This window comes from Microbacterium proteolyticum (assembly GCF_030818075.1).
Classification (GTDB): Bacteria; Actinomycetota; Actinomycetes; order Actinomycetales; family Microbacteriaceae; genus Microbacterium; species Microbacterium proteolyticum_A.
Map to the genome: position 1 here is coordinate 1433100 of NZ_JAUSZZ010000001.1, position 20608 is coordinate 1453707.

Annotated in this window: 18 protein-coding genes; 11 read left to right on the plus strand and 7 right to left on the minus strand. The window is 71.9% G+C overall.

Features of this window, described 5'->3' with window-relative positions; all coding sequences use genetic code 11:
- The 3 genes from xerD to QE392_RS06530 all read left to right on the plus strand — a co-directional run bounded on the left by xerD (position 1) and on the right by QE392_RS06530 (position 3204).
- The gene (gene xerD / locus QE392_RS06520) at positions 1-930 is read left to right on the plus strand and encodes a site-specific tyrosine recombinase XerD (protein ID WP_307449687.1); all 930 of its coding nucleotides are present in this window, start codon (positions 1-3) and stop codon (positions 928-930) included.
- A gap of 138 nt (positions 931-1068) precedes the next feature.
- Positions 1069-1551 carry a hypothetical protein gene (locus tag QE392_RS06525; RefSeq protein ID WP_307449692.1) on the plus strand — a complete coding sequence of 161 codons (483 nt, stop codon included), beginning with the start codon at positions 1069-1071 and terminating at the stop codon, positions 1549-1551.
- Between the two features lie 12 nt (positions 1552-1563).
- Positions 1564-3204 carry an ABC-F family ATP-binding cassette domain-containing protein gene (locus tag QE392_RS06530; RefSeq protein WP_307449695.1) on the plus strand — a complete coding sequence of 547 codons (1641 nt, stop codon included), beginning with the start codon at positions 1564-1566 and terminating at the stop codon, positions 3202-3204.
- A gap of 181 nt (positions 3205-3385) precedes the next feature.
- On the opposite strand, the gene QE392_RS06535 is transcribed toward QE392_RS06530, so the two are convergent.
- From QE392_RS06535 to QE392_RS06555, 5 genes are all read right to left on the minus strand, one after another.
- Positions 3386-3730 (minus strand): helix-turn-helix domain-containing protein, encoded by a 345-nt coding sequence (locus QE392_RS06535; protein WP_307449700.1) that lies wholly within the window; start codon positions 3728-3730, stop codon positions 3386-3388.
- Between the two features lie 203 nt (positions 3731-3933).
- Entirely contained in the window at positions 3934-5484 is a 1551-nt protein-coding gene (locus QE392_RS06540; RefSeq protein ID WP_307449703.1) for a GMC family oxidoreductase, read from the minus strand.
- Complete coding sequence (locus QE392_RS06545) at positions 5481-6875, minus strand: alpha/beta hydrolase (protein ID WP_307449707.1); 1395 nt, start codon at positions 6873-6875, stop codon at positions 5481-5483. Before QE392_RS06545 ends, QE392_RS06540 begins: the two co-directional genes overlap by 4 nt.
- A gap of 99 nt (positions 6876-6974) precedes the next feature.
- A complete protein-coding gene (locus QE392_RS06550) occupies positions 6975-7223 on the minus strand; it encodes a hypothetical protein (RefSeq protein WP_307449710.1) in 249 nt (82 codons plus the stop codon).
- Positions 7224-7491: 268 nt separating this feature from the next.
- Complete coding sequence (locus QE392_RS06555; RefSeq protein WP_307449713.1) at positions 7492-8394, minus strand: SDR family oxidoreductase; 903 nt, start codon at positions 8392-8394, stop codon at positions 7492-7494.
- 235 nt (positions 8395-8629) lie between these two features.
- Here QE392_RS06555 and QE392_RS06560 point away from each other — a divergent pair, with 235 nt between their 5' ends.
- The 5 genes from QE392_RS06560 (at position 8630) to QE392_RS06580 (ending at position 13749) form a co-directional block, all read left to right on the plus strand.
- Complete coding sequence (locus QE392_RS06560) at positions 8630-10282, plus strand: alpha-amylase family protein (protein WP_307449716.1); 1653 nt, start codon at positions 8630-8632, stop codon at positions 10280-10282.
- Positions 10283-10627: 345 nt separating this feature from the next.
- The gene (locus QE392_RS06565) at positions 10628-11215 is read left to right on the plus strand and encodes a helix-turn-helix domain-containing protein (RefSeq protein ID WP_307449719.1); all 588 of its coding nucleotides are present in this window, start codon (positions 10628-10630) and stop codon (positions 11213-11215) included.
- A gap of 22 nt (positions 11216-11237) precedes the next feature.
- On the plus strand, positions 11238-11696 hold the full coding sequence (locus QE392_RS06570; RefSeq protein ID WP_307449722.1) for a hypothetical protein: 459 nt from the start codon (positions 11238-11240) through the stop codon (positions 11694-11696).
- Positions 11693-12616, plus strand: coding sequence for a hypothetical protein (locus QE392_RS06575; protein WP_307449725.1), 924 nt, complete (start codon positions 11693-11695; stop codon positions 12614-12616). Before QE392_RS06570 ends, QE392_RS06575 begins: the two co-directional genes overlap by 4 nt.
- A complete protein-coding gene (locus tag QE392_RS06580; protein ID WP_307449728.1) occupies positions 12613-13749 on the plus strand; it encodes an alpha/beta hydrolase family protein in 1137 nt (378 codons plus the stop codon). The genes QE392_RS06575 and QE392_RS06580 overlap by 4 nt, the downstream gene beginning before the upstream one ends.
- 490 nt (positions 13750-14239) lie before the next feature.
- Here QE392_RS06580 and QE392_RS06585 read toward each other — a convergent pair whose 3' ends face one another.
- Entirely contained in the window at positions 14240-15487 is a 1248-nt protein-coding gene (locus tag QE392_RS06585) for a D-arabinono-1,4-lactone oxidase (protein WP_307449731.1), read from the minus strand.
- A 340-nt stretch (positions 15488-15827) separates the two neighbouring features.
- Complete coding sequence (locus QE392_RS06590) at positions 15828-16988, minus strand: ROK family transcriptional regulator (RefSeq protein ID WP_307449735.1); 1161 nt, start codon at positions 16986-16988, stop codon at positions 15828-15830.
- 805 nt (positions 16989-17793) lie between these two features.
- On the opposite strand from QE392_RS06590, the gene QE392_RS06595 reads away from it, so the two are divergent.
- The 3 genes from QE392_RS06595 (at position 17794) to xylA (ending at position 20554) form a co-directional block, all read left to right on the plus strand.
- On the plus strand, positions 17794-18279 hold the full coding sequence (locus tag QE392_RS06595; protein ID WP_307449738.1) for a glutathione peroxidase: 486 nt from the start codon (positions 17794-17796) through the stop codon (positions 18277-18279).
- Positions 18280-18369: 90 nt separating this feature from the next.
- A complete protein-coding gene (locus QE392_RS06600; protein ID WP_307449740.1) occupies positions 18370-19266 on the plus strand; it encodes an esterase/lipase family protein in 897 nt (298 codons plus the stop codon).
- 100 nt (positions 19267-19366) lie between these two features.
- Positions 19367-20554, plus strand: coding sequence for a xylose isomerase (gene xylA, locus QE392_RS06605; RefSeq protein WP_307449743.1), 1188 nt, complete (start codon positions 19367-19369; stop codon positions 20552-20554).
- Positions 20555-20608: the final 54 nt, after the last annotated feature.

Consider the following 20608-nt stretch of genomic DNA (forward strand, 5'->3'; position numbering starts at 1 on the left):
GTGGACCTCGAGCGCGCGGTCGAGACCTACCTCCGGCACGTCGCGCTCGAGCGCGGGCTCTCCGACCACACCGTCTCGGCGTACCGCCGCGACCTCTCGGTGTACGGCGAGTGGCTCGGCGCGCGGGGCGTCTCTCAGGTGGAGGCCGTGACGCCGGAGCTGATCGCCGAGTTCGCGGCGGAGCGCGCATCGGCGATTCCGCCCCCGGCGTCCTCCTCGCTCGCGCGGCTGCAGTCGTCGGTGCGGGGGCTTCATCGCTTCCTCGTGCGCGAGGGGCGCGTGGATGCCGACCCGAGCGGTCGGCTGCGCCCGCCCAAGGCCCCGCGCCGGCTGCCGAAGGCGTTGACGATCGCGCAGGTGGACGATCTGCTGAGCGCCGCGGGACCGGCCCCGGGGTCGTCCGACGCGTCGGCCGCGGAGCCCGCCGCCGTGCGTGACCGTGCCCTTCTCGAGTTGCTGTACGCGACCGGGGCACGCGTGTCGGAGATCGTGCAGCTCGATGTCGACGACACCGTCCACGGCGACCTGCTGCGCGTGCGCGGGAAGGGCGACAAGGAGCGCATCGTGCCCGTCGGCTCGTACGCGCGTGCCGCGGTGGAGGCGTACCTGACGCGCGTGCGCCCGGCGCTCGCGGCGAAGGGACGGGCCACGCCCCGGCTCTTCCTCGGGATGCGCGGGGCGCCGTTGTCGCGCCAGAGCGCCTGGCTCGTCATCCAGGCCGCCGCCGAGCGCGCGGGGCTGACCTCGCACGTGTCGCCCCACACGCTCCGCCATTCGTTCGCGACGCACCTGCTCCAGGGCGGTGCCGACGTGCGCGTGGTGCAGGAGCTTCTCGGCCACGCCTCCGTGGCGACCACCCAGATCTACACGCACGTGACGGTCGACGCGCTGCGCGACGTCTACGCCACCGCGCACCCGCGCGCGCGGTGACGGGGCGCGCCCGGCATCCCGCTTCGCGTCGGACGCCACCGCGCGGGGTTCGGTCTCGCGGGCAGGCGGCATACTGGTTCTCTCGTGCTCGGCGGCCCCGGGCTCGGGCGTTCAGGGGAGACGACACACATGGGCGCGATGCGGGCACGTCCTACCGTCGCGACCTGGGTGCTCTCGCTGCTCTACCTCGGACTCGTTCTCGCCGCCGCCGTCGCCGCGGTCTTCTCCGCGGGTTTCCTGCCCTTCGTCTCCTTCATCGGGGACGTGCCGGACGAAGCGGTGCGTGCAGCGGTCGTGCCCGTGACGATCATGGTCGGCATGCCCCTGCTGACGTGGACGTGCCTGGGGCGACCGGCGGTTCGTCGTCGCCTGATGCCGGGGGTGGTCAGCTTCGCCGCAAGTGCAGCGACCTTCGTCGCCGTCGCCTGGATGAGCGTGGTGCTGTTTGGCTACCGAGAGAACAGCGACGATCTCTGGGCGCGTGTGCCGTTCGCCGTGGCGGTTTGTGCCCCGATCCTGGTGATCGCGCTCTGTGCTCTGACGATGTCGGTGGCCCGGCGCGGTGATGAGCGGCGGCAACCGGCGGCAGCGCTCGCCTCCGCAGCATCCCCCACTCCCTGAGACACTGGAGGGATGACCGCCACCCTCGTCGCGCAGAACCTCGCCGGGGGTTACGGCCACCGCACGCTCTTCGACGGCGTCGACCTCACGGTCGCCCCGGGAGATGTGATCGGGGTCGTCGGTGCGAACGGCGCGGGCAAGTCGACACTGCTGCGTCTGCTCGCGGGAGTCGACGAGCCGCAGGGCGGAACGATCAGTCTCGCGCCGTCCGACGCGTTCGTCGGCTGGCTGCCGCAGGAGCACGAGCGCGTCCCCGGCGAGACCGTCGCCGCGTACATCGCGCGGCGGACCGGTTGCGCCGAGGCGACGCGCGAGATGGATGCCACCGCGGCGGCCCTCGGCGACCCCACGGTCGTCGGTGCCGATGATGCCTACGCCACCGCCCTCGAGCGCTGGCTGGCCAGCGGCGCGGCCGACCTCGACGAGCGGATGCCGCAGGTGCTGGCCGACCTCGGACTCGACGTGGGACCGGATGCCGAGATGACGGGGCTGTCGGGTGGACAAGCTGCACGCGTGGGGCTCGCGGCGCTGCTGCTCTCGCGCTTCGACATCGCCCTGCTCGACGAGCCGACGAACGACCTCGACCTCGACGGTCTGGAACGGCTGGAGACGTTCGTGCGAGGACTTCGCGGCGGGGTTGTCCTGGTCAGTCACGACCGCGAGTTCCTGGCGCGGTCGGTCACCCGCGTGCTCGAGCTCGACCTCGCGCAGAACTCCCACCGCATCTACGGGGGCGGCTACGACGCGTACCTGGAGGAGCGCGCGACCCTGCGCCGGCAGGCGCGTGAGAAGTACGACGAGTACGCCGAGACCAAGGCCGACCTCGTCGCGCGCGCCCGCATGCAGCGCGAGTGGTCGAGCCAGGGTGTGCGCAACGCGATGAAGAAGTCGCCCGACAACGACAAGATCCGCCGCAAGGCGGCCACCGAGTCCAGCGAGAAGCAGGCGCAGAAGGTGCGCCAGATGGAGAGCCGGATCGCACGGCTCGAAGAGGTCGAGGAGCCGCGCAAGGAGTGGCAGCTGGAATTCACCATCGGTTCCGCTCCGCGATCGAGCTCGGTGGTGTCAACCCTGTCCGGAGCAGTCTTCCGACAGGGCGACTTCACTCTCGGCCCGGTTTCGCTGCAGGTCAACGCCGGGGAACGGATCGGCATCACCGGGCCGAACGGTGCCGGGAAATCGACCTTGCTGCGCGGCATCCTGGGTCGTCAGACGCCGGACGACGGAACGGCGAGCCTCGGCGCCAGCGTCGAGATCGGCGAGATCGACCAGGCCCGATCGCTGCTGGTGGGGGAGCGCCCGCTGGCGGAGACGTTCGAGGGCTTCGTTCCCGAGATGAACTCCGGCGAGGTGCGGACGCTGCTGGCCAAGTTCGGGCTCAAGGCCGATCACGTCATGCGCCCGGTCGACGGTCTGTCGCCGGGGGAGCGCACGCGCGCCGGGCTCGCGCTGCTGCAGGCGCGCGGAATCAACGTGCTGGTGCTGGACGAGCCGACCAACCATCTCGACCTGCCCGCGATCGAGCAGCTGGAGCAGGCGCTGGAGTCGTACACCGGCACGCTGCTGCTCGTCACGCACGACCGCCGCATGCTCGCGGCCGTCGAGACCGACCGGCGCTGGCACGTCGAGGCCGGGGTCGTGACCGAGCTGTAGGCGAACGTCACGGAGGTGGCGGGGGAGCGGTGGGCCCGAAACGGGTGCGCGTGCGCCGGCGCGCTGGCGCCGGCACCGTGGAGCGCAACGCCAGCATGCATAAACACGATTCATGCGCGGAAACGCGCCCACGTCGTGTTTATGCGCACGGATCGTGTTTATGCGTGGGGGGCGGCGGGGGTCAGCGGCCCTGGCGCTTCTTGTAGGGCTTGGGCTGACCCTTCACGATCGGGGCGCGGCCCTTGCCCTTCGAGGCTTTCGCCTTGCCGCCGCCGGGCGCCTTCTGCGTCGGCGTGGGCGCCGGGGCGTCGGCGATGCGGCGGTGGGCCTCCTCGAGCAGCAGCGCACCCGCCGGCAGCAGACGCGTCGGCGGGGTGCGCTGAACGAGCGGTTGTCCCACTTCCTCCTCGAGCTTGTCGAGCGTCGTGTACAGCGAGGGCAGCGGGATGCCGAGCTTGTCGGCCGCGCGAGGAAAGTGCAGCTCCTCGGCGAGGGCGGCGAACCGGCGCAGGTGCTCGAGCTTCATGGCATCCATTCTCCCGGGTGAGGAGCGTCGCTGCGGGCCCCGTCGCGCGCCCACCGCACGCCGAGGTCACACGATCGTGCCGAGAGCACACGGTGCGACGCGGTCAGAGCGTGTGATCTCGCGCGGATCGTGTGATGTCGGACGCCGAAAGGGGCGCCCCCGCCCCGGAGCCGCGCGGGGGCGGGCGCGGGCGGCGGAGCCGGTCAGGCGGCGGCGGCGAGGAAGCGGTCGGCGGTGCGCAGCGACAGGGCCATGATCGTCAGGGCAGGATTCGCGGCGATCGCCGAGGGGAAGACGCTGTTGTCGCAGATCCAGAGGTTGGGGATCTCGTGCGAGCGGCCGTCGGCATCCACCACGCCGTCGGCGGGGTCGACCGACATGCGGCACGTGCCGATGGTGTGCGCCGTGCGGGCCAGCACGATTGTCTCGCGGGCCCCGGCCGCCTGCATGACCCGCAGCATGAACGCGGTGGCATGCTTGTCGAGCGCCTTCTCGTTCTCACCCGCCGAGAAGCTCACCCGGGCACGGGGGATGCCGTATTCATCAGTCTCGTCGGCGAGGGTGAGCCGGTTGTCGTCGGACGGCAGGCACTCGCCGTTGATGCCGATCCCGGCCATGAACCGCGACTGCTCGAGTCGCCGCATGAGCTCGGGACCCCACAGCCCCCCGCCGCGCACGAGCGTCGTCGAGAAGGTCAGGGGCATGACGCCGAGGCTTTGCACGAGATAGCCGCCGGCGAAGTCGGCGTCGGCCGGGCGCATCATGTCTTCGCTGATGAGCGACGACGGATAGCCGCGGTGTCCCCGGACGGGCTCGTCGAACCGTCCCCAGACCTGGGTCGCGCCGTGGGCGAGGAAGTTGCGACCCACCTGGCCGTTGTCGTTCGCGAGGCCCGTGTGCAGGAGCAGCCGCGGGGTCTCGACGCCGCCACCGGCGAGCACCAGGGATCGGCAGCGCTGACGCACGTCCACGCCGGCGCGGCGGTACACGACCGCCTCGACGTGGCCGCGCGCGTCGAGCTCGATGGCGTGCACCATCGCCTCGGCCCGGATCTCGGCGCCGGCGGCGACCGCCGCGGGCAGGTACGTGTTGGCGGTGGAGGCTTTGGCATCCGTCCGGCAACCCTGGTGACACTCGCCGCAGTTGACGCAGGCGCCGCGCTCGCCGTGGTGATCCTGCAGGCGCGCGCGGGTGAGAACGGCGGCGGGGGCATCGGCCCAGCGGACGCCGAGGGCGTCGCAGCCCTTGGCGACGAGGTTTGCCGGGGCGTTGCGCTTCGCAGGGGCGTAGGCGTACTGCCGCGACGGGTCCCACGGGTACGGCGTCGGACCGGACACGCCGATGTCGCCCTCGACGCGCTCGACGTACGCGAGCAGCTCGTCGGGGTCCACCGGCCAGTCACGGCCCTCGCCCGTCTCGGTACGAAGCGTCAGGTCGCGGCGATCGGGTCGGGGAGTGAACGCGCCCCAGTGCAGCATCGAGCCGCCGACGCCGCGACCGCTGTTGTTGGGGCCGAACGCGGTCGGATCGTCACCGCCGCTCAGGCGCTCCGACATCCAGTTGATCTCGACGGCCTCGGTCTCGTCGGGCGTGAGGTCGTCGAGGGCGAAATGCCGGCCGGCCTCCAGTGCGACGACGCTGAGCCCCTTCTTCGCGAGCTCCGCGGTGAGGGGCGCGCCTCCCGCACCCGTACCCACGACCACCACATCGACGATCTCGTCGGTTCCATACGTGCGCATCGTCTCGAGGTTCATGCCGCGTCTCCCGTCGCCACCGTGCCGCCGACGCCGGCGGGCTCCCAGTCCTCGCGGCGTCCCAGCCGCAGCTCCACGAACCCGCGGATGGGGCTTCCACCGGTCGCGAAGCCGTCGTACCCGATGCGCGCCATGCTCGCCGGGTGGGCGAGCCACTGGCGCAGGAGGTCGTTGCGGGCGTCTTCCAACCACACCTTCAGTAGGGCAGCGTCGAGGGGGCCCTCGGCATCCGTCGTCCCCTCGATCGCCTGGCGCAGGACCGCCTCCCGGTCGGCGGGGTCGGTCGGCCAGGTGCCGGCGAGCGTGTCGAGTCCAGCCCGGTACGCCTCGGGGTCGGGCGGAAGGTCGGCGTTGCGCCACCCGTCGCCCTCCTCGCGCGCGAGCTGCGCGTCGACGCGCGCCGCCAGGTCGATGGCGGCGTCGTCTTGCGGAACGACGAGGTCGGCGATCTCGCGCAGCAGGGTCAACTGCGCCACATCGAGCACCGCGGGCGCGTAGCCGCGGTCGTCGGGCACGGCACGTCGGTTCAGGATGCCGCGAACACGCGCGTCCACCCGGTCGCCGGCGATGAGGGCGGCCCACTCCGCCGGCACCACCGGCCCGAGGAGGACCTCGTCGGCCACGAAACGCGCGATGGACTCGGCGGCTTCGGTGGGACGCTCGAGTGGAATCAGGTGCCCGGTGTCGTCGAGCGCGGCGAAGCGCGCACGGGGATACACGGATGCCAGCAGCCCGGGCTGAGCGGCGGCCCCGAGATCGTCGTCGTCGGTGCCGGCGAGGACCAGGACGGGCAGGTTGAGAGTTCCCACCTCGGCGGACGCGTCGACGCGGCTGCCGGTCTCCAGCCAGGCGCGCCAGGCGTCGGGTGAGGTGCGCTGCAGGTCTGCGAGCGCTTCCGCGTGCGCCGCGGGATCGAGCGGCTCCGCGGTGTTCTGGGCGAGGAACTCCTCGGCATCCTGTTCCGAAAGGGGCCCGTCGGCGACCCACGACAGCATGCGCTCGCGGCGCTCCTCGTCCATGGGTTCGGGGCGCGGGGGCGAGGGAGCCATGAGCACCATGCCGGCCAGCCCCACCAGCGGTGCATCGCCGCGCAGCACACCGGATGCCACGAGCGCGGCGATCTTGCCGCCCATGCTGTGGCCGCCGAGCATCCATCGACCGCGCGCATGGCGGGCGAGGTGGTCGACGACGTGGGCGACGGTCGGCTCTATGGAGGAGTCGCCGGCCGCGGCCAGGGAGCCGAAACCGGGCAGGTCGATGCCCTCGACGCGCACCCGGCCGTCGAGACGCTCGGCGATGCGGTCGAAGGAGCGGGCGCTGGCACCGAGAGCGTGCAAGACGTACAGGGTGACGGGCGCCCCGCCCGGGGCGGCGGCGTTTTCTGCGGGCATTCCCTCACGCTCGCCTACCGAGGTGACCAGAACGGGTCGCTTGCGGAACGGCACGTTTTGCGCAAGGAGGACCCGGCGCCACCGCCGTGCCCTCGGCGGTCAGGTGGTCGCCGCGAGGATGAGCGGAATGAGGAGGATGATCATCACCACCCAGAACGACAGCGACACCGCGCCGATCGCGATGCCCACGAGGGCGGGAGTGTTCTGGTAGCCCGCGGCGCGCGACTGGCGCCAGGCGATGAACGACACCACCGACCCGAGGATGGTGAAGAAGAACGCCAGCACGAGGCCGACGATTCCGAGGGTCTTGCCGGGGAAGTCGACTCCGGCGGGGGCGGTCTGAGACACGGATCCTCCTGACGAGCGCCGCGATCGGGCGGCGGGACGCCAGTATCAGCCCCGTCGACGGGGACGCGGGGCCGTCCGCGCGCCGCGACGGGCGTTCTCGGTCATCGTTCGCCCGCTACATCGTCCGCGCGACGCCCGCGCATCACCCCGTGCGCCGCATGACGAATGCCCCGACCCGCTCGGCTGGCAAACCCGCGCGTCACCCCGTGCGCCCGCACGACGAACGCCCCGACCCGCTCGGCGGGCCGGGGCGTTCGAAAGGCCCGGGTCAGGGCGTGACCATGCCGCCGTTGACGTTGAGGGTCTCGCCGGAGACGTAGCTCGATTCCGCGGAGGCGAGGAACACGAACGCGGGGGCGATCTCGGCCGGCTGCCCGGCGCGCTGGTACGTGCTCTCGTCGTCGAAGTGCTCCATCTGATCGTCGGAGACGCCCTGGCTCACCTGCAGCGCCGACCAGGTGGGGCCGGGCGCCACGACATTGACGCGGATGCCGCGGGAGGCGAGCTGCTGGGCGAGGCCCTTCGACAGGTTGTTGATGGCCGCCTTCGTGGCGGCGTAGTCCAGCCGGTCGGGCGCGGGGACGTAGGCCTCGAGCGACGCGGTGTTGATGATGGTCCCGCCCTCGGGCAGGTGCGCGAGCGCGGCCTTGGTGATCCAGAACGGCGCGAAGACGTTCGTGCGGAAGGTGGCCTCGAACTGCTCGTCGGACAGGTCCTCGACCTTGTCGACCATCACCTGCTTGCCGGCGTTGTTCACCACGATGTCGAGGCCGCCGAGCGCCTCCGCAGCGCGGGCGACGAGTTCACGGCACGCGGCGGGATCGGTGATGTCGAGGGCGATGGAGACGCCGGTGCGCCCGGCATCCCGGATCTGTCCGAGCACGTGGTCGGCGTCGCGCTGCTCGTCGGGAAGGTGCACGATCGCGACGTCGGCGCCCTCGCGCGCGAACGCGATCGCGACGGCACCGCCGATGCCGGAGTCGCCGCCGGTGATCAGGGCCTTGCGCCCCTCCAGTCGCCCGAGACCGCGGTAGGTCTTCTCGCCCAGGTCGGGCACGGGCGTCATATCGGCCTGCACGCCCGGCTCCGGCTGGTGCTGCAGGGGCGGCTCGACGCGCGCGTAGCGGGTGACGGGGTTGTCGAAGGTGAACTGGTCGCGATCGGAGGTCATGCATCGACGCTAGGCAGGTGGGCGGCGGCGGGCCGGGGCCTTGACGAGACCGGGTGCCGTGCGGGCGATCCGCGGTCCAAGGCACACCGCGGATACCGACGCAAGCGCCCGCTCGCGGCGCGGTCCCCCCGATACAAACGGAAGGGACAGACGCCACCGCTCCCGAGAAGAGGGCTCCGATGACGACCTTCCCCGACGTTCCGCGCCGCACGGCAGCCCGAGCGGGGGTGACATCGTGAGGCTCACCGATACCAGCGACCTGTGGTGGAAGACGGCGGTCTTCTACAACCTCGACGTCAAGACGTACCTGGATGCCGACGGCGACGGCGTCGGAGACCTGCGCGGGCTCGCGCAGCGGCTCGACCACCTCGCCGAACTCGGCGTGACGTGCCTCTGGCTCGCGCCGTTCTACCCGTCGCCCCAGCGCGACAACGGCTACGACATCGAGGACTACTACGGCGTCGACCCCCGCTACGGATCGCTCGGCGACATGGTCGAGGTGCTGCGCACCGCGCACGATCGCGGCATGCGGGTGATCGTGGATCTCGTGGTCAACCACACCTCCGACCAGCACCCCTGGTTCCAGGACGCACGGAAGAGCCCCGACAGCCGGTATCGGCACTTCTATCAGTGGCGTGACGACAAGCCCGCCGACGCGCCCGCGAGCATGTTCCCGGACGTCGAGGACGGCGTGTGGTTCTTCGACGAGACCGCGGGGCAGTACTACAAGCACTCGTTCTACCGGCACCAGCCCGACCTGGCCACCGATCACCCCGAGGTGCGCGAGGAGATCGCCAAGGCCATCGGCTTCTGGCTCGAGCTCGGCATCGACGGCTTCCGGGTGGATGCCGTGCCCTTCCTCATCGACGGCGACGACGGGCCCGAGCACGAGTTCCTGCGCGAACTGCGCGGGTACGTCTCGCGCCGGAGCGGCCACGCGATGATGTTGGGCGAGGTCAACCTGCCGTACGACGAGCAGATGCGCTTCTTCGGCGACAGCGACGGCGACGAGTTGACGATGCAGTTCGACTTCGTCGCGAACCAGCGGCTGTACCTCGCTCTGGCGAGACAGGATGCCGAGCCCCTACGGGAGGCGCTCGTCTCCCGGCCGACCATCGCCCGGGGCAATCAGTGGGGCAACTTCGTCCGGAACCACGACGAGCTGACCCTCGATCAGCTCACGGAGGCCGAGCGCGACGAGGTCTTCACCGCTTTCGCGCCCGAGAAGGGGCAGCGCATCCACGGGCGCGGCATCACCCGTCGGCTGCCGTCGATGCTCGAGGGCGATCCGCGCCGCATCCGCATGGTCTACAGCCTGATCTTCTCGCTGCCGGGAGCGCCCGTGCTCTATTACGGCGAGGAGATCGGCATGGGCGAGAACCCGCAGATCGAGGGGAGCCGCGCCGCCGTCCGTACGCCCATGCAATGGACGGATGCCGCGGACGCGGGCTTCTCGGGCGCCGACGAGCTGATCGCCGACATCGTGCCGGGCGGCTTCGGCCCGACCCACGTCAACGTCGCGCAGCAGCGGCACGGCCCCGACTCGATGCTGCGTTTCGTGCAGAACCTCGTGCGGCACTACCGCGCCTCTCCCGAGATCGGGTGGGGGGAGTTCGGCATCCTGGATCAACCCCACACCTGCGTGTTGGCGCACTCCCTCACGAGCGAGCTCGGCATGTTCGTCGCGGCGCACAATTTCGCGCCCGACGGTCGCACCTTCCGGCTCGAGATCGAGGGGGCGGATGCCGAGGGCTGGAGCGTGGTGAACCTGCTCGACGACGCGGCAGGTGCCGAGCACCTCGAAGGGTCGGGCTTCGATGTGGCCCTCGACGGCTACGGGCACCGGTGGTGGCGGGTCATCCGCCCGGGCGAGCGGCGGATCGCCTGAGACGGCGTTCGGTGGAGGGGATGCGGTGATGCCCGCGCTCCGCAAGCTGCACGGACGGCGGGAGAGCGCGAGGCAACGGCGCCCACGCCGCAGCGGGGCGAGCGCGCCGCCCCCCAATGACGCCGCGCCCGCCGCGGAGACGGCCAGGCGACGAAGCGCCCGATGCGAGCGGGCCTCTGCCCGTTTCGATCCCGGTCTCTTTTCCATGAAATCACAGGGTGTCGTAAATAGCATTCTCGAGAGTCACGTAATTACGACCACCGCTGAGGGTCCTCTACGATCGGACGCATGGGTCGTGGCGCCGTCGGGCCGCCCTCACGGTATTCCCGGCGAGTGGTGGCGAACGTGGATCGCCTGCGGAGAGACAAGGGGCTCACCGTCGGTGAGCTGCTCAGTCGCGCCGGAATGACGAAGAGCTACTACCAGTCCCGTGCGGGGTTCTCGCTGCCCTACAACACCAATGACATCGAGGCGCTCGCCGCCGCGCTCGGCGTCACGCCCGAAGAGGTCGCCAGCCCCGAGACGACCGCGCGCAGCGAGATGCGCGTGGCGGCCGCCCCTCTCGCCGCTCGCGTGCGACGACTCGTACAGAGTCAGGCGGCCGCCGAAGACGACCTCCTGGAGCACCTCGCCGACGTCGATCCGCTCCTCGCCGACAACGCGCGTGCGCTGCTCGACGCCGTGTCCCACACGGTCGTCCTCGACGAGGAGGTCCTCCCGCTGATCGCGCACTGGGCCGACGTCCCCACCGAGTACCTGACCGACTACACCGACGCGACCGTGACCGATCGCACCGACGCCCAGCTCGAGCTGCGCGACGCCATGCGGGCGGCCGGGGCCAGCAGCATCCGATTCCGCGCGCTGGGCGAGATGTCGCCGGACGCTCTGCGGGCGATCGCCCACTCGCTGCGCAGCGGACCTGACGACACGTGAGCGGCAGGCGAAGGAATCACCCGTGACACCGGATGACAGGATGCTGCGCGTGGGTGCACGCGCGGACCGCGCTGTCGCGCGTGCGGGGCTGGTCGCGGGTATGAGCTTCGACGACATCGTCCGCGCGGTCGAAGACGCGGTGGACATCCAGCTGCGCGTGGTCGAGGAGACGGACACCCGCGGCTGGGGGACGCTCACCGGGTTCCTCACCGTCTTCGGCGACGGGCGCGAGGGCAGCATCCACGTGCGCGCCGGCGATCCCGCGCTCTATCGTCAATTCGCGGTGTCGCACGAGCTCGGGCACCTGCTCGACGACGCTCACTGCAACGGTGCGATCCATCGGCGGTCCCCGGCCTCGCCCGACGACGACCCCGCGCTCAGCACCCCGGAGCTCGACGCCGAGCTGGTCGCCGAACACATCGCCCACCGCATCGCGCGTCTGCTGTACGGCGGTCCGCGCATCGCCGAGGCGTCGTGGTGAGCGTCATCCTGATCGACGCGGCGTTGGTCGGACTCCTTTTCGTCGTCGTCGTCCGTGCGCACGCGGCCTGGCGGTACCCGCGCGCCCGCATCGCCTGGCTCGCCGCCCTGACCGGGGCGATCGCACTGCTCACCCAGGGCACGGTCATCCCCCTGCCCGTGCTCGACGGGCTGCTCGGCGGTACCAATGTGCTGAAACTCGTGCAGAACATCCTCACCGTGGTGTCGATGTGGCTCGGCATCCAGGCCGGCAGCGCGCCGGTCTCGGCCCGCATCCACACGCTGCGGTGGCGCTTCCCGCTCGTGCTCGGCGCGATCTTCGCGGGGGTCTTCTTCGTCGCGATGCCCGAGCGGGGACCGTCGTCGTTCCGCTTCATCGAGCAGGCCGTGTTCACCTCGACGGGCGCGTGGCTCTACGGGGTCGTCCACATGGCCGGCGTCGCGCTGGTGGGGGTTCTTCTCTGCCTCTCGGTGCGGGAAGCACTTCCGTCCGTGCGGCCGTTCTTCCGCATCGGTGCCGTGGGGATCGTGCTCGGCTGCGTCAGTGAGATCGTCGATCTGACGCTCATGCGGTTCTTCGAGCCGAACGGCGTGGTGAGCGCTCTCTTCGACCCGCTCTTCTACCTCGGCGTCGTCGCGTTCGTCGTCGGGATCATCCTCGCCTCGCGCGCTGCGTCCGCCATCCGCCGCCGGGGGGAGTCGCTGTTGCGGCAGCTCGGCGACCTGGCGCGGCAACGCGGCGTGCACCGCCTCGCCGCCCTCCCGCGCGAGGCCCCGCTCGACAGCCGGCTCCACGCGCTGCGCGTCGCCGTCGAGGATGCGGCGATCGCCACATCCGCGCCGCTGAGCGTCGAACAGCGGGCGCTGCTCGACGCCGTCGACGCCCACCTCACCCGCTCGACCACGGGAGCCCGCGCATGATCCGATCCCTCGCCGTGGGCGCCGGCATCGCCACCGCCACCGTCGCGCTGGCCCACACGGCGCTCGCCGGGTACGTGGCCCGGCGACTGGTCGCCCCCCGTTCGGCCAAGGTGTTCGCCCCGGTGACCATCGAGGGGGACACCGTCTCGGTCCCCGTCATCGACGACAGTCGTGAGCCCGGCACCTACGGGCTCCGCCTCGACGACGGCTCGCACGTGATGGTCGGTGACGTGGTGCGCGACGACGGTGACCGTGTCGTTCGCCGCATCCTCGCCCGCCCGGAGGGGCTCGACGACGGTGACGTCGTGGCTGCGTGGACGTCGCAGAACATCGGTGCTCCCGAAGACGTCGGCCCCACTCGCCACGTCGCCGTGCCGCTGCGCCGCGGCGGTGTCGCCGAGGCGTGGGAGATCGGCGACCCGGATGCGGCCGACGGACGCTGGACCATTCACGTGCACGGTCTGCGTTCGAGCCGCAACGGGGCACTGCGCTCCGCGCCGGCGACCACCGACGCCGGCTGGATGTCGCTGGTGGTCTCCTACGCGGGCGACGACGAGTGCGCCCCCGCCGACGCCCTGCCCTCGAGCCTGGGCACGCGCGAGTGGCGAGACGTGGACGACGCCATCGCCTACGCCATCGGGCAGGGCGCCCGCGAGATCGTGCTGGTGGCGTGGTCGATGGGCGGGACGATCGCGATGCTCGCGCTCGAGGAGTCTCCGCACCGCGGGACGGTGACCGGGCTGATCCTCGTGGCGCCGGCGCTGGATTGGACGCGGATCGTCGAGAACGCCGTGGCCGGTGCCCACCTGCCGCGCTCCGTCGCCGCCGCGTCGATGGGCGTACTCCGTAGCCGCATCGGTGCGCGTGCGCTCGGCCTCATCGAGGCGGTCGACGCGCGAGCCCTCACGTGGGTGGGCACGGCCCGGCCCGGACCCCGGGTGCCGACGCTGATCCTGCACGGCCGCACCGACCCCGTGGTGCCGTTCTCCGGCTCGGTGGCGTATGTCGAACGGCATCCGGATGCCGAACTGGTCGCGTTCGACGCGACCGGTCACTGCAACGAGGCGAATCAGGACCCCTCGCGCTTCCGCGATGCGATCGTCGCGTTCCTCGGGAAGCTTCCGCGCGGCTGAAGCGGACGCGCGTTCCGCCCGCGGGGACCCGTGGGCGCCTGGCCCGCGTTCTTGACGCCTCACGTCGGGCGCGGGGCGGCTGCGGACCGAGGGTGGGCGGTGTGCGGAGCCCCGGCGGGCGGCTGCGGGCGGGCGGGTGCCGGGGCTTGCGGCTTCGCGGGCGGGGTGCCAGGGGTGGCGGCTTCGCGGCGCCGGCTGCGGACCGGGGCTGGCGGGGTGCTGGCGCCGGCGGCGGGCGGCTGCGGGCGGGGTGCTGAGGAGCCCGCGGTTTCGCGGTCGGCTGCGGGTCGAGCGCGCGCGGGGTGCCGGAGCCCGCGGCGGGCGGATTCGCAGTCGGCTGCGGACCGAGCACGGACGGGCTCCGTGGCTTCGTGGCGTCGGCTGCGGGCCGAGCGCGGACGGGGTGCCAAGGCCCGTGGCTTCGCGGGCGGCTGCGGGCCGAGCGCGCGCGGGGTGCCGGGGCCCGCGGCGGGCGGATTCGCGGCCGGCGTTACAGACCGAGCGTGCGCCGCAGGTAGTCGTTGCGGAACACACCGCGGGGGTCGGCCTCGCGCGCGACGGAGACGAAGTCGTCGACGCGGGCCAGCGTCGATCGGATCTGCTCGCCGGACAGAGTGAACGCCTTGCCCCAATGGGGGCGCGCGTCGAAGCGAGCGAGGGCCTGCTCGATCGCGGGTAGCACCGAGAGGACCCCGTCGGTGTCGTTGCGCCAGGTGAAGTGGATCGCCATGACGTCGCGCTGGAAGGCCGGGCTCAGCCACAGCTCGTCGGCGGCGACAGTTCGCAGCTCGGTGACGAGCAGGTGGGGGTCGATGACGGGGGCGAGCGCCCGCACGGCCGCCAGCGCCTCAGGAGCGGAGGCGAGCGGCACGAAGTACTCGCTCTGGATCTCGTCTCCGTCGCTGGGCAGGGCATCGGCGCGGAAGTGCGGGAGGCGGGTGTGCCACGGACCGGACGAGCCGCGGGGGGTGGTGTTGTCGACCGTGCGGATCCGGCCGAGGTGGATATCGTCGCCGACCGGCTGCCCGCCGAGCGCGGCGACCCACGACAGATCGCCGTCGTCGCTCTTGGCCCACACCAGGTCGTGCGCCGGGTCGCCCCAGGTGGTGAAGACGCTGACGCTGCGCGCACCGCCGAAGACGCGCGCGGGGTCGGCCGCGATGTCGTCCCACCCCACCCCGGTGAACGCCTCCTGCGTGACCGTGTAGGTCGGCTCGGTCTGCAGTTCGACGGCGGTGACGATGCCCAGCGCACCCAGGCTCAGCGCAGCCGCGCCGAACCACTCGTGAGAGGGATCGACGCGGTGGGTGCGGCCGTCGGCATCCATGATCTCCACCGCCCGCAGGGCGCTCGAGAGGTTGCCGTTCCTCAGGCCCGAGCCGTGCGTGCCGGTGGCTGTGGCGCCGGTGACCGAGATGTGGGGCAGCGAGCCGAGGTTGTGCAGTGCGCGGCCCTGTGCCTCGAGCACCGGGGCGAGTTCGGCGAAGGTGACGAGGCCCTCGACACGCACGCGATCGCCCCCGATCTCGACCCGGGTCGGGAGGCGCTCCAGCGACACGAGCGCGGCGTCGGAATCGGCGATGTCGTTGAAGGTGTGCCGGGTGGCCTGTACGCGGAGGGTCCGGGCGGATGCCACGACCTCGGCCAGCTCGTCGAGATCACCCGGGAGCAGCACCTCGATGGCGTGATAGCGGTGGTTGCCCGACCAGGTGGCTCCGGCGGCGCGTGTCTGGGTCATGGGTTCTCCTGCGTCGGCGCTGCTGCGTGGGTCGGGTGGGAGCCGACGCTTCCCATCCTGCCCTGAGCCTCCGACATCGGGCTCGTGGAGGGGAGGGCCGGGGCGGCATCCGGGCCGTGTGGAGGGGAGGGCCGGGGGCGGCATCCGGGCCGTGTGAGGGGAGGGCCGGGGGCGGCATCCGGGTCGTGTGGAGGGGAGGGCCGGGGGCGGCAACCGGGCCGTGTGGAGGGGAGGGCTGGGGGCGGGCGGAGGACGCCTGGGGCGAAAGCGTCCTCCGCCCGTCCCTCGTCCTCCGTTCCTCACCCACGGCATCGCCGCCGTCGGCGCGCGGGTCACCGGCTCAGCGCGTCGGGAACAGCTGCGCCTCGAACACCGCCTCCGCCGCCCCCACGAGGAGGCGCTTCTCGCCGAGTTCGGCGACGGCCAGGCGCAGGCCCTCGGCGCAGGCGGGCATCGTCTGGGCACGGACCGCGGCGTCGAGGCCGTCGAGGTCGTGGGCGGCGAGCACCGCGAGGAAGCCGCCGAGCACGATCACCGCGGGATTCAGCACGTTCGCCGCGTTCGCCAGAGCGGTCGCCAGGATACGCCGCTGGCGCTCGACCTCGGCGCGCACGGACGGAGTGGAGGCGGATGCCAGGGCGGCGGCCAGGGTGACATCGTCGCCGCCGTCGAGCCCGACGGCCTCCCACAGCAGTGCCCGGCTGACCTCGTCTTCGAGCACGCCGTCGACGGCACGCCGGTCGGCGGGGTCGACGATGCCGGGGCGGTTCTGCCCGAACTCGCCGGCGTACCCGCCGGCACCGCCGAGCAGCGCGCCCCCCACGATCACGGCGCCGCCGATTCCGCTCGCGCCGCCGTTGAGGTAGACGACATCGCGCGCGCCGCGGGCGGCGCCGAACAGATACTCGGCCAGAGCGCCGAGCGCTGCGTCGTTGCCGACGTGGGTGGTCAGGGTCGTGGCATCCGTCATCAGACCCGACAGGGGAGCTTCGCGCCAGCGGAGGTGGGGTGCCTCGCGGACGAGGCCGTCGGATGCGCGCACGGGACCGGGGACGGCCACGCCGACGCCGACGATCCGCGCGTCGGCCAAGGCGCCGCGACGCCACGCGGCCAGCGTGGTCTCGACGAGGTCGACCGTGCGCTCGGGTGTCAGCAGCGTGGACCGCTCGAGGCGTTCGCGCGCGACGAGGGTGCCGTCGAGGGCCACCGCGCCGATGTCGAGCGCGTCGACCTCGGGGTTCACGGCCACCGCGACGACACGCGGGTCGGGCTCGACGATGGGGGAGGGGCGGCCGACGCGGCCCTGTGCATCGGAGGCCCGCTCGACGACGAGGCCCGCGCGCTGCAGCTCGCCCACCAGGTCGGCGATGGTGGAGCGGTTCAACCCCGTCGCCTCGGTCAATGCGGCGCGTGAACGCGGACCCTCGCGGTGCACGGTGCGCAGCACCAGCGAGAGGTTGGCGCGGCGCATGCCGTCGCCTCGACTTCCCGCGGTGGCCATGCGACCACTGTGCCACGCGCGGTGGCCCGGTCTCGCGCGCGGGTGCTGCGGGTGGGGGCGCGTACGCATAAACACGATCGGTGCGCGTAAACGCGCTGGCGGCGTGTTTCTGCGCAGGGATTGTGTTTATGCGTGGGGCGCCGGGTCTTGCGCCGGGGGATGCGTGCAGCGTCGCTCCGTTGTGCCGCTGGGGCTGCGGCGCTCACGCATAAACACGATTGGTGCCTGTAAACGCGCTGTTGGCGTGTTTCTGCGCAGGGATTGTGTTTTTGCGTGGGACCCCGGGTCCTGCGCCGGGGTGCGCGCAGCGTCGCGTCGTTGTGCGGCCCGGCGTCGCGCGCGGCTATGCGTGGGGCCCGGGCTTGCGCCGGGGGATGCGTGCAGCATCGCTCCGTTGTGCCGCGGGGGCTGCGGCGCGTACGCGTAAACACGATTGGTGCGTGTAAACGCGCTGGCGGCGTGTTTCTGCGCAGGGATTGTGTTTATGCGTGAGGCCCCGACCTGCGCCGGGGGCGGGAGACCTCCGTGCCGGCGGGTGCGTGCAGCATCGCTCCGTTGTGCCGCGGGGGCTGGAGCGCGTACGCATAAACACGATCGGTGCGCGTAAACGCGCTGGCGGCGTGTTTCTGCGCAGGAATCGTGTTTATGCGTGTGGCCCGGGCCGCGCCGGCGGCGGGGGGCCTTCGCGCCGGGCGCGGGAGACCTCCGCGCAGGGCGCGGGAGACCTCCGCGCAGGGCGCGGCGCACACCCGGAGATGTGCGCGATTCCCGCCCGGGGCGACGCGGGCGGTGTCAGGATCGGAGCATGGACCTTTCCGGCATCCCCGTGACGACCCTTCAGGGCGAGGAGACGACGTTCGGCGCGCTGACCGCGGGCAAAGCGGCGCTCGTGGTGAACGTCGCCTCGCGCTGCGGGCTCTCCGGCCAGTACGAGGCGCTCGAACAGCTGCACAGGCGGTACGGCGACCGCGGCTTCACGGTCATCGGCTTCCCCAGCAACCAGTTCCTGCAGGAGCTCAGCGGCAGCGAGAAGATCGCGGAATACTGCTCGTCGACCTGGGGCGTGACCTTCCCGATGAGCGAGAAGGTGAAGGTGAACGGCCGGTCCGCGCACCCGCTCTACAAGGAGCTGACGCAGACCCCGGATGCCGAGGGCAAGGCCGGTCGCATCTCGTGGAACTTCGAGAAGTTCGTCGTGGCGCCGGACGGCCGCGTCACGCGGTTCAGCCCGCGTACGCAGCCCGACGCCCCCGAGGTCGTCGCCGCGATCGAGGACGCCCTGCCCCGCTGAGCGGGTTCGGCCCGGCCGAACGCCGTCGCGTCCGGCGGTGTCGGTGCTCTGCCCTATCCTGACCGGGATCCGACCCGCGAAGGAGTCCCCGTGGCAGATGCCGTCATCCTCGTCTCCGGCGGCGCCGCCGTCACGCCGTACACCGACCCGGATTGCGCCGCGGGGTCGGGGCTGGCGGCGGGCAACACCCTCACCGCCCTCCGTGCGCACCTGCTCGATCGCGGGGTGCGGGTGTTCACCGCCCCCGCCCGCCTCGGTCCCGGTGTGGTGGAACGGGATGCCGGGTGGCAGGGCTTCGACGACGTTCCGCTCGTACTCCCCGCCGAGATGACCGTGAACGCCGTCGGCGCGATCGACGACGCCGGCGTCGCGCTCGCCGCGTTCGTGCGCTGGGTGGCCGAGCAGCACGGGCTCGGCCACGTCGACCTCGTCGGGCACTCCATGGGAGGACTCTTCTCGCGGGCGGCGATCCGCGAGCTCGCGACCGACGGCCTGCGCGTCGACCATCTCGTGACGCTCGGCACCCCGTGGGACGGAGCGGTGCTCGGCGATCTGCTCGACGACGAGATCTCCGAGGCGGACGCGCACGGCGATCCGGCGACGCTGCAGATCCTCGCGGAGGTCCGCCCCTACGCGGCGGCGAACTCCGAGGGTGCGGCCGCGGAGGTGTCGCGCCGGTTCCTCCGGGGCTGGAACGAGCGGCAGACCGGTGTGCTCGACGATGTTCCGGTCACCGCCGTCGGTGCGGGGTACTTCGCTGCGGCGACGGAGCCGAGTCAGCTCTGGCCGCACGACGGCCTCGTGTCGCTGCGCAGCGGGCGCGCGGACGACGTGCCCGCCGCGGTCCTGCCGCGCGTCGAGCGACACTCGTTCCCCGACGACGTGCACAGCATCTTCTTCGCGGACGCGTTCGGGCTGCCGTGGGAACGTGCGCTGACGTGGGATCCGCGGGTGTTCGCGGTGGTCGACGAGGCCCTGCGAATGTGACGTGAGCGCTGGACGCGGTGGCATCCGGGGTATATGTTGTGAAAACCAACAAACCCGGGGGCGTCACCGTGCGCCCGTGCGTCCATGCGAAGGAGCAGGAATGCCCACCCCCACCCGCGATGACAAGTTCTCGTTCGGACTCTGGACCATCGGCTACAACGGCGCCGACCCCTTCGGCGGCCCGACCCGCCCCGCCCTGGACGTCGTGCACGCGGTCGAGAAGCTCTCCGAGCTCGGCGCCTACGGCCTGACCTTCCACGATGACGACCTTTTCGCCTTCGGCTCGACGGATGCCGAGCGTCAGACGCAGATCGACCGCCTCACGGGCGCTCTCGCCGACACCGGCGTGATCGTGCCGATGGTCACGACCAACCTCTTCTCGGCCCCCGTCTTCAAGGACGGCGGCTTCACCTCCAACGACCGCCAGGTGCGTCGCTTCGCTCTGCGCAAGGTGCTGCGCAACCTCGACCTCGCCGCCGAGCTCGGCGCGAAGACGTTCGTGATGTGGGGCGGCCGCGAGGGTGCCGAGTACGACTCCGCCAAGGACGTCCGCCAGGCGCTCGAGCGCTACCGCGAGGCCGTCAACCTGCTCGGTGACTACGTCACGGACAAGGGTTACGACATCCGCTTCGCCATCGAACCCAAGCCCAACGAGCCCCGCGGAGACATCCTGCTGCCGACGCTCGGCCACGCGATCGCGTTCATCGACTCGCTCGAGCGCCCCGAGCTGGTGGGCCTGAACCCCGAGGTCGGCCACGAGCAGATGGCGGGCCTGAACTTCGCCGCCGGCATCGCCCAGGCGCTGTACCACGGCAAGCTCTTCCACATCGACCTCAACGGCCAGCGCGGCATCAAGTACGACCAGGACCTGGTGTTCGGCCACGGCGACCTGCACAACGCCTTCGCCCTCGTCGACCTGCTCGAAAACGGCGGACCCGGCGGCGTCCCCGCGTACGACGGTCCCCGTCACTTCGACTACAAGCCCTCGCGCACCGAGGACGAGACGGGCGTCTGGGACTCGGTCTCGGCCAACATGAACACCTACCTGCTGCTCAAGGAGCGCGCCGCGGCCTTCCGCGCCGACCCCGAGGTGCAGGAGGCGCTCGCCGCCGCCAAGGTGCCCGAGCTCGCGCAGCCGACCCTGAACGAGGGCGAGTCGTACGATGACCTGCTCGCCGACCGCTCGGCCTACGAGGACTTCGACACCGACGCCTACCTCGGCGGCAAGGGCTTCGGCTTCGTCCGCCTGCAGCAGCTCGCCACCGAGCACCTGCTCGGCGCGCGCTGAGCCCCACGGGGTCCGGATGCCAGCGGCATCCGGGCCCTGCGGGGCCGCGGCATC

Excerpts from the sequence above, each read along its gene's own strand:
- QE392_RS06590 (WP_307449735.1), bottom strand. The coding sequence starts at position 16,988 with ATGGCCACCGCGGGAAGTCGAGGCGACGGCATGCGCCGCGCCAACCTC.
- QE392_RS06525 (WP_307449692.1), top strand. The coding sequence starts at position 1,069 with ATGCGGGCACGTCCTACCGTCGCGACCTGGGTGCTCTCGCTGCTCTAC.
- QE392_RS06545 (WP_307449707.1), bottom strand. The coding sequence starts at position 6,875 with ATGCCCGCAGAAAACGCCGCCGCCCCGGGCGGGGCGCCCGTCACCCTG.
- QE392_RS06595 (WP_307449738.1), top strand. The coding sequence starts at position 17,794 with ATGGACCTTTCCGGCATCCCCGTGACGACCCTTCAGGGCGAGGAGACG.
- xylA (WP_307449743.1), top strand. The coding sequence starts at position 19,367 with ATGCCCACCCCCACCCGCGATGACAAGTTCTCGTTCGGACTCTGGACC.
- QE392_RS06530 (WP_307449695.1), top strand. The coding sequence starts at position 1,564 with ATGACCGCCACCCTCGTCGCGCAGAACCTCGCCGGGGGTTACGGCCAC.
- QE392_RS06540 (WP_307449703.1), bottom strand. The coding sequence starts at position 5,484 with ATGAACCTCGAGACGATGCGCACGTATGGAACCGACGAGATCGTCGAT.
- QE392_RS06580 (WP_307449728.1), top strand. The coding sequence starts at position 12,613 with ATGATCCGATCCCTCGCCGTGGGCGCCGGCATCGCCACCGCCACCGTC.
- QE392_RS06535 (WP_307449700.1), bottom strand. The coding sequence starts at position 3,730 with ATGAAGCTCGAGCACCTGCGCCGGTTCGCCGCCCTCGCCGAGGAGCTG.
- QE392_RS06585 (WP_307449731.1), bottom strand. The coding sequence starts at position 15,487 with ATGACCCAGACACGCGCCGCCGGAGCCACCTGGTCGGGCAACCACCGC.
- QE392_RS06555 (WP_307449713.1), bottom strand. The coding sequence starts at position 8,394 with ATGACCTCCGATCGCGACCAGTTCACCTTCGACAACCCCGTCACCCGC.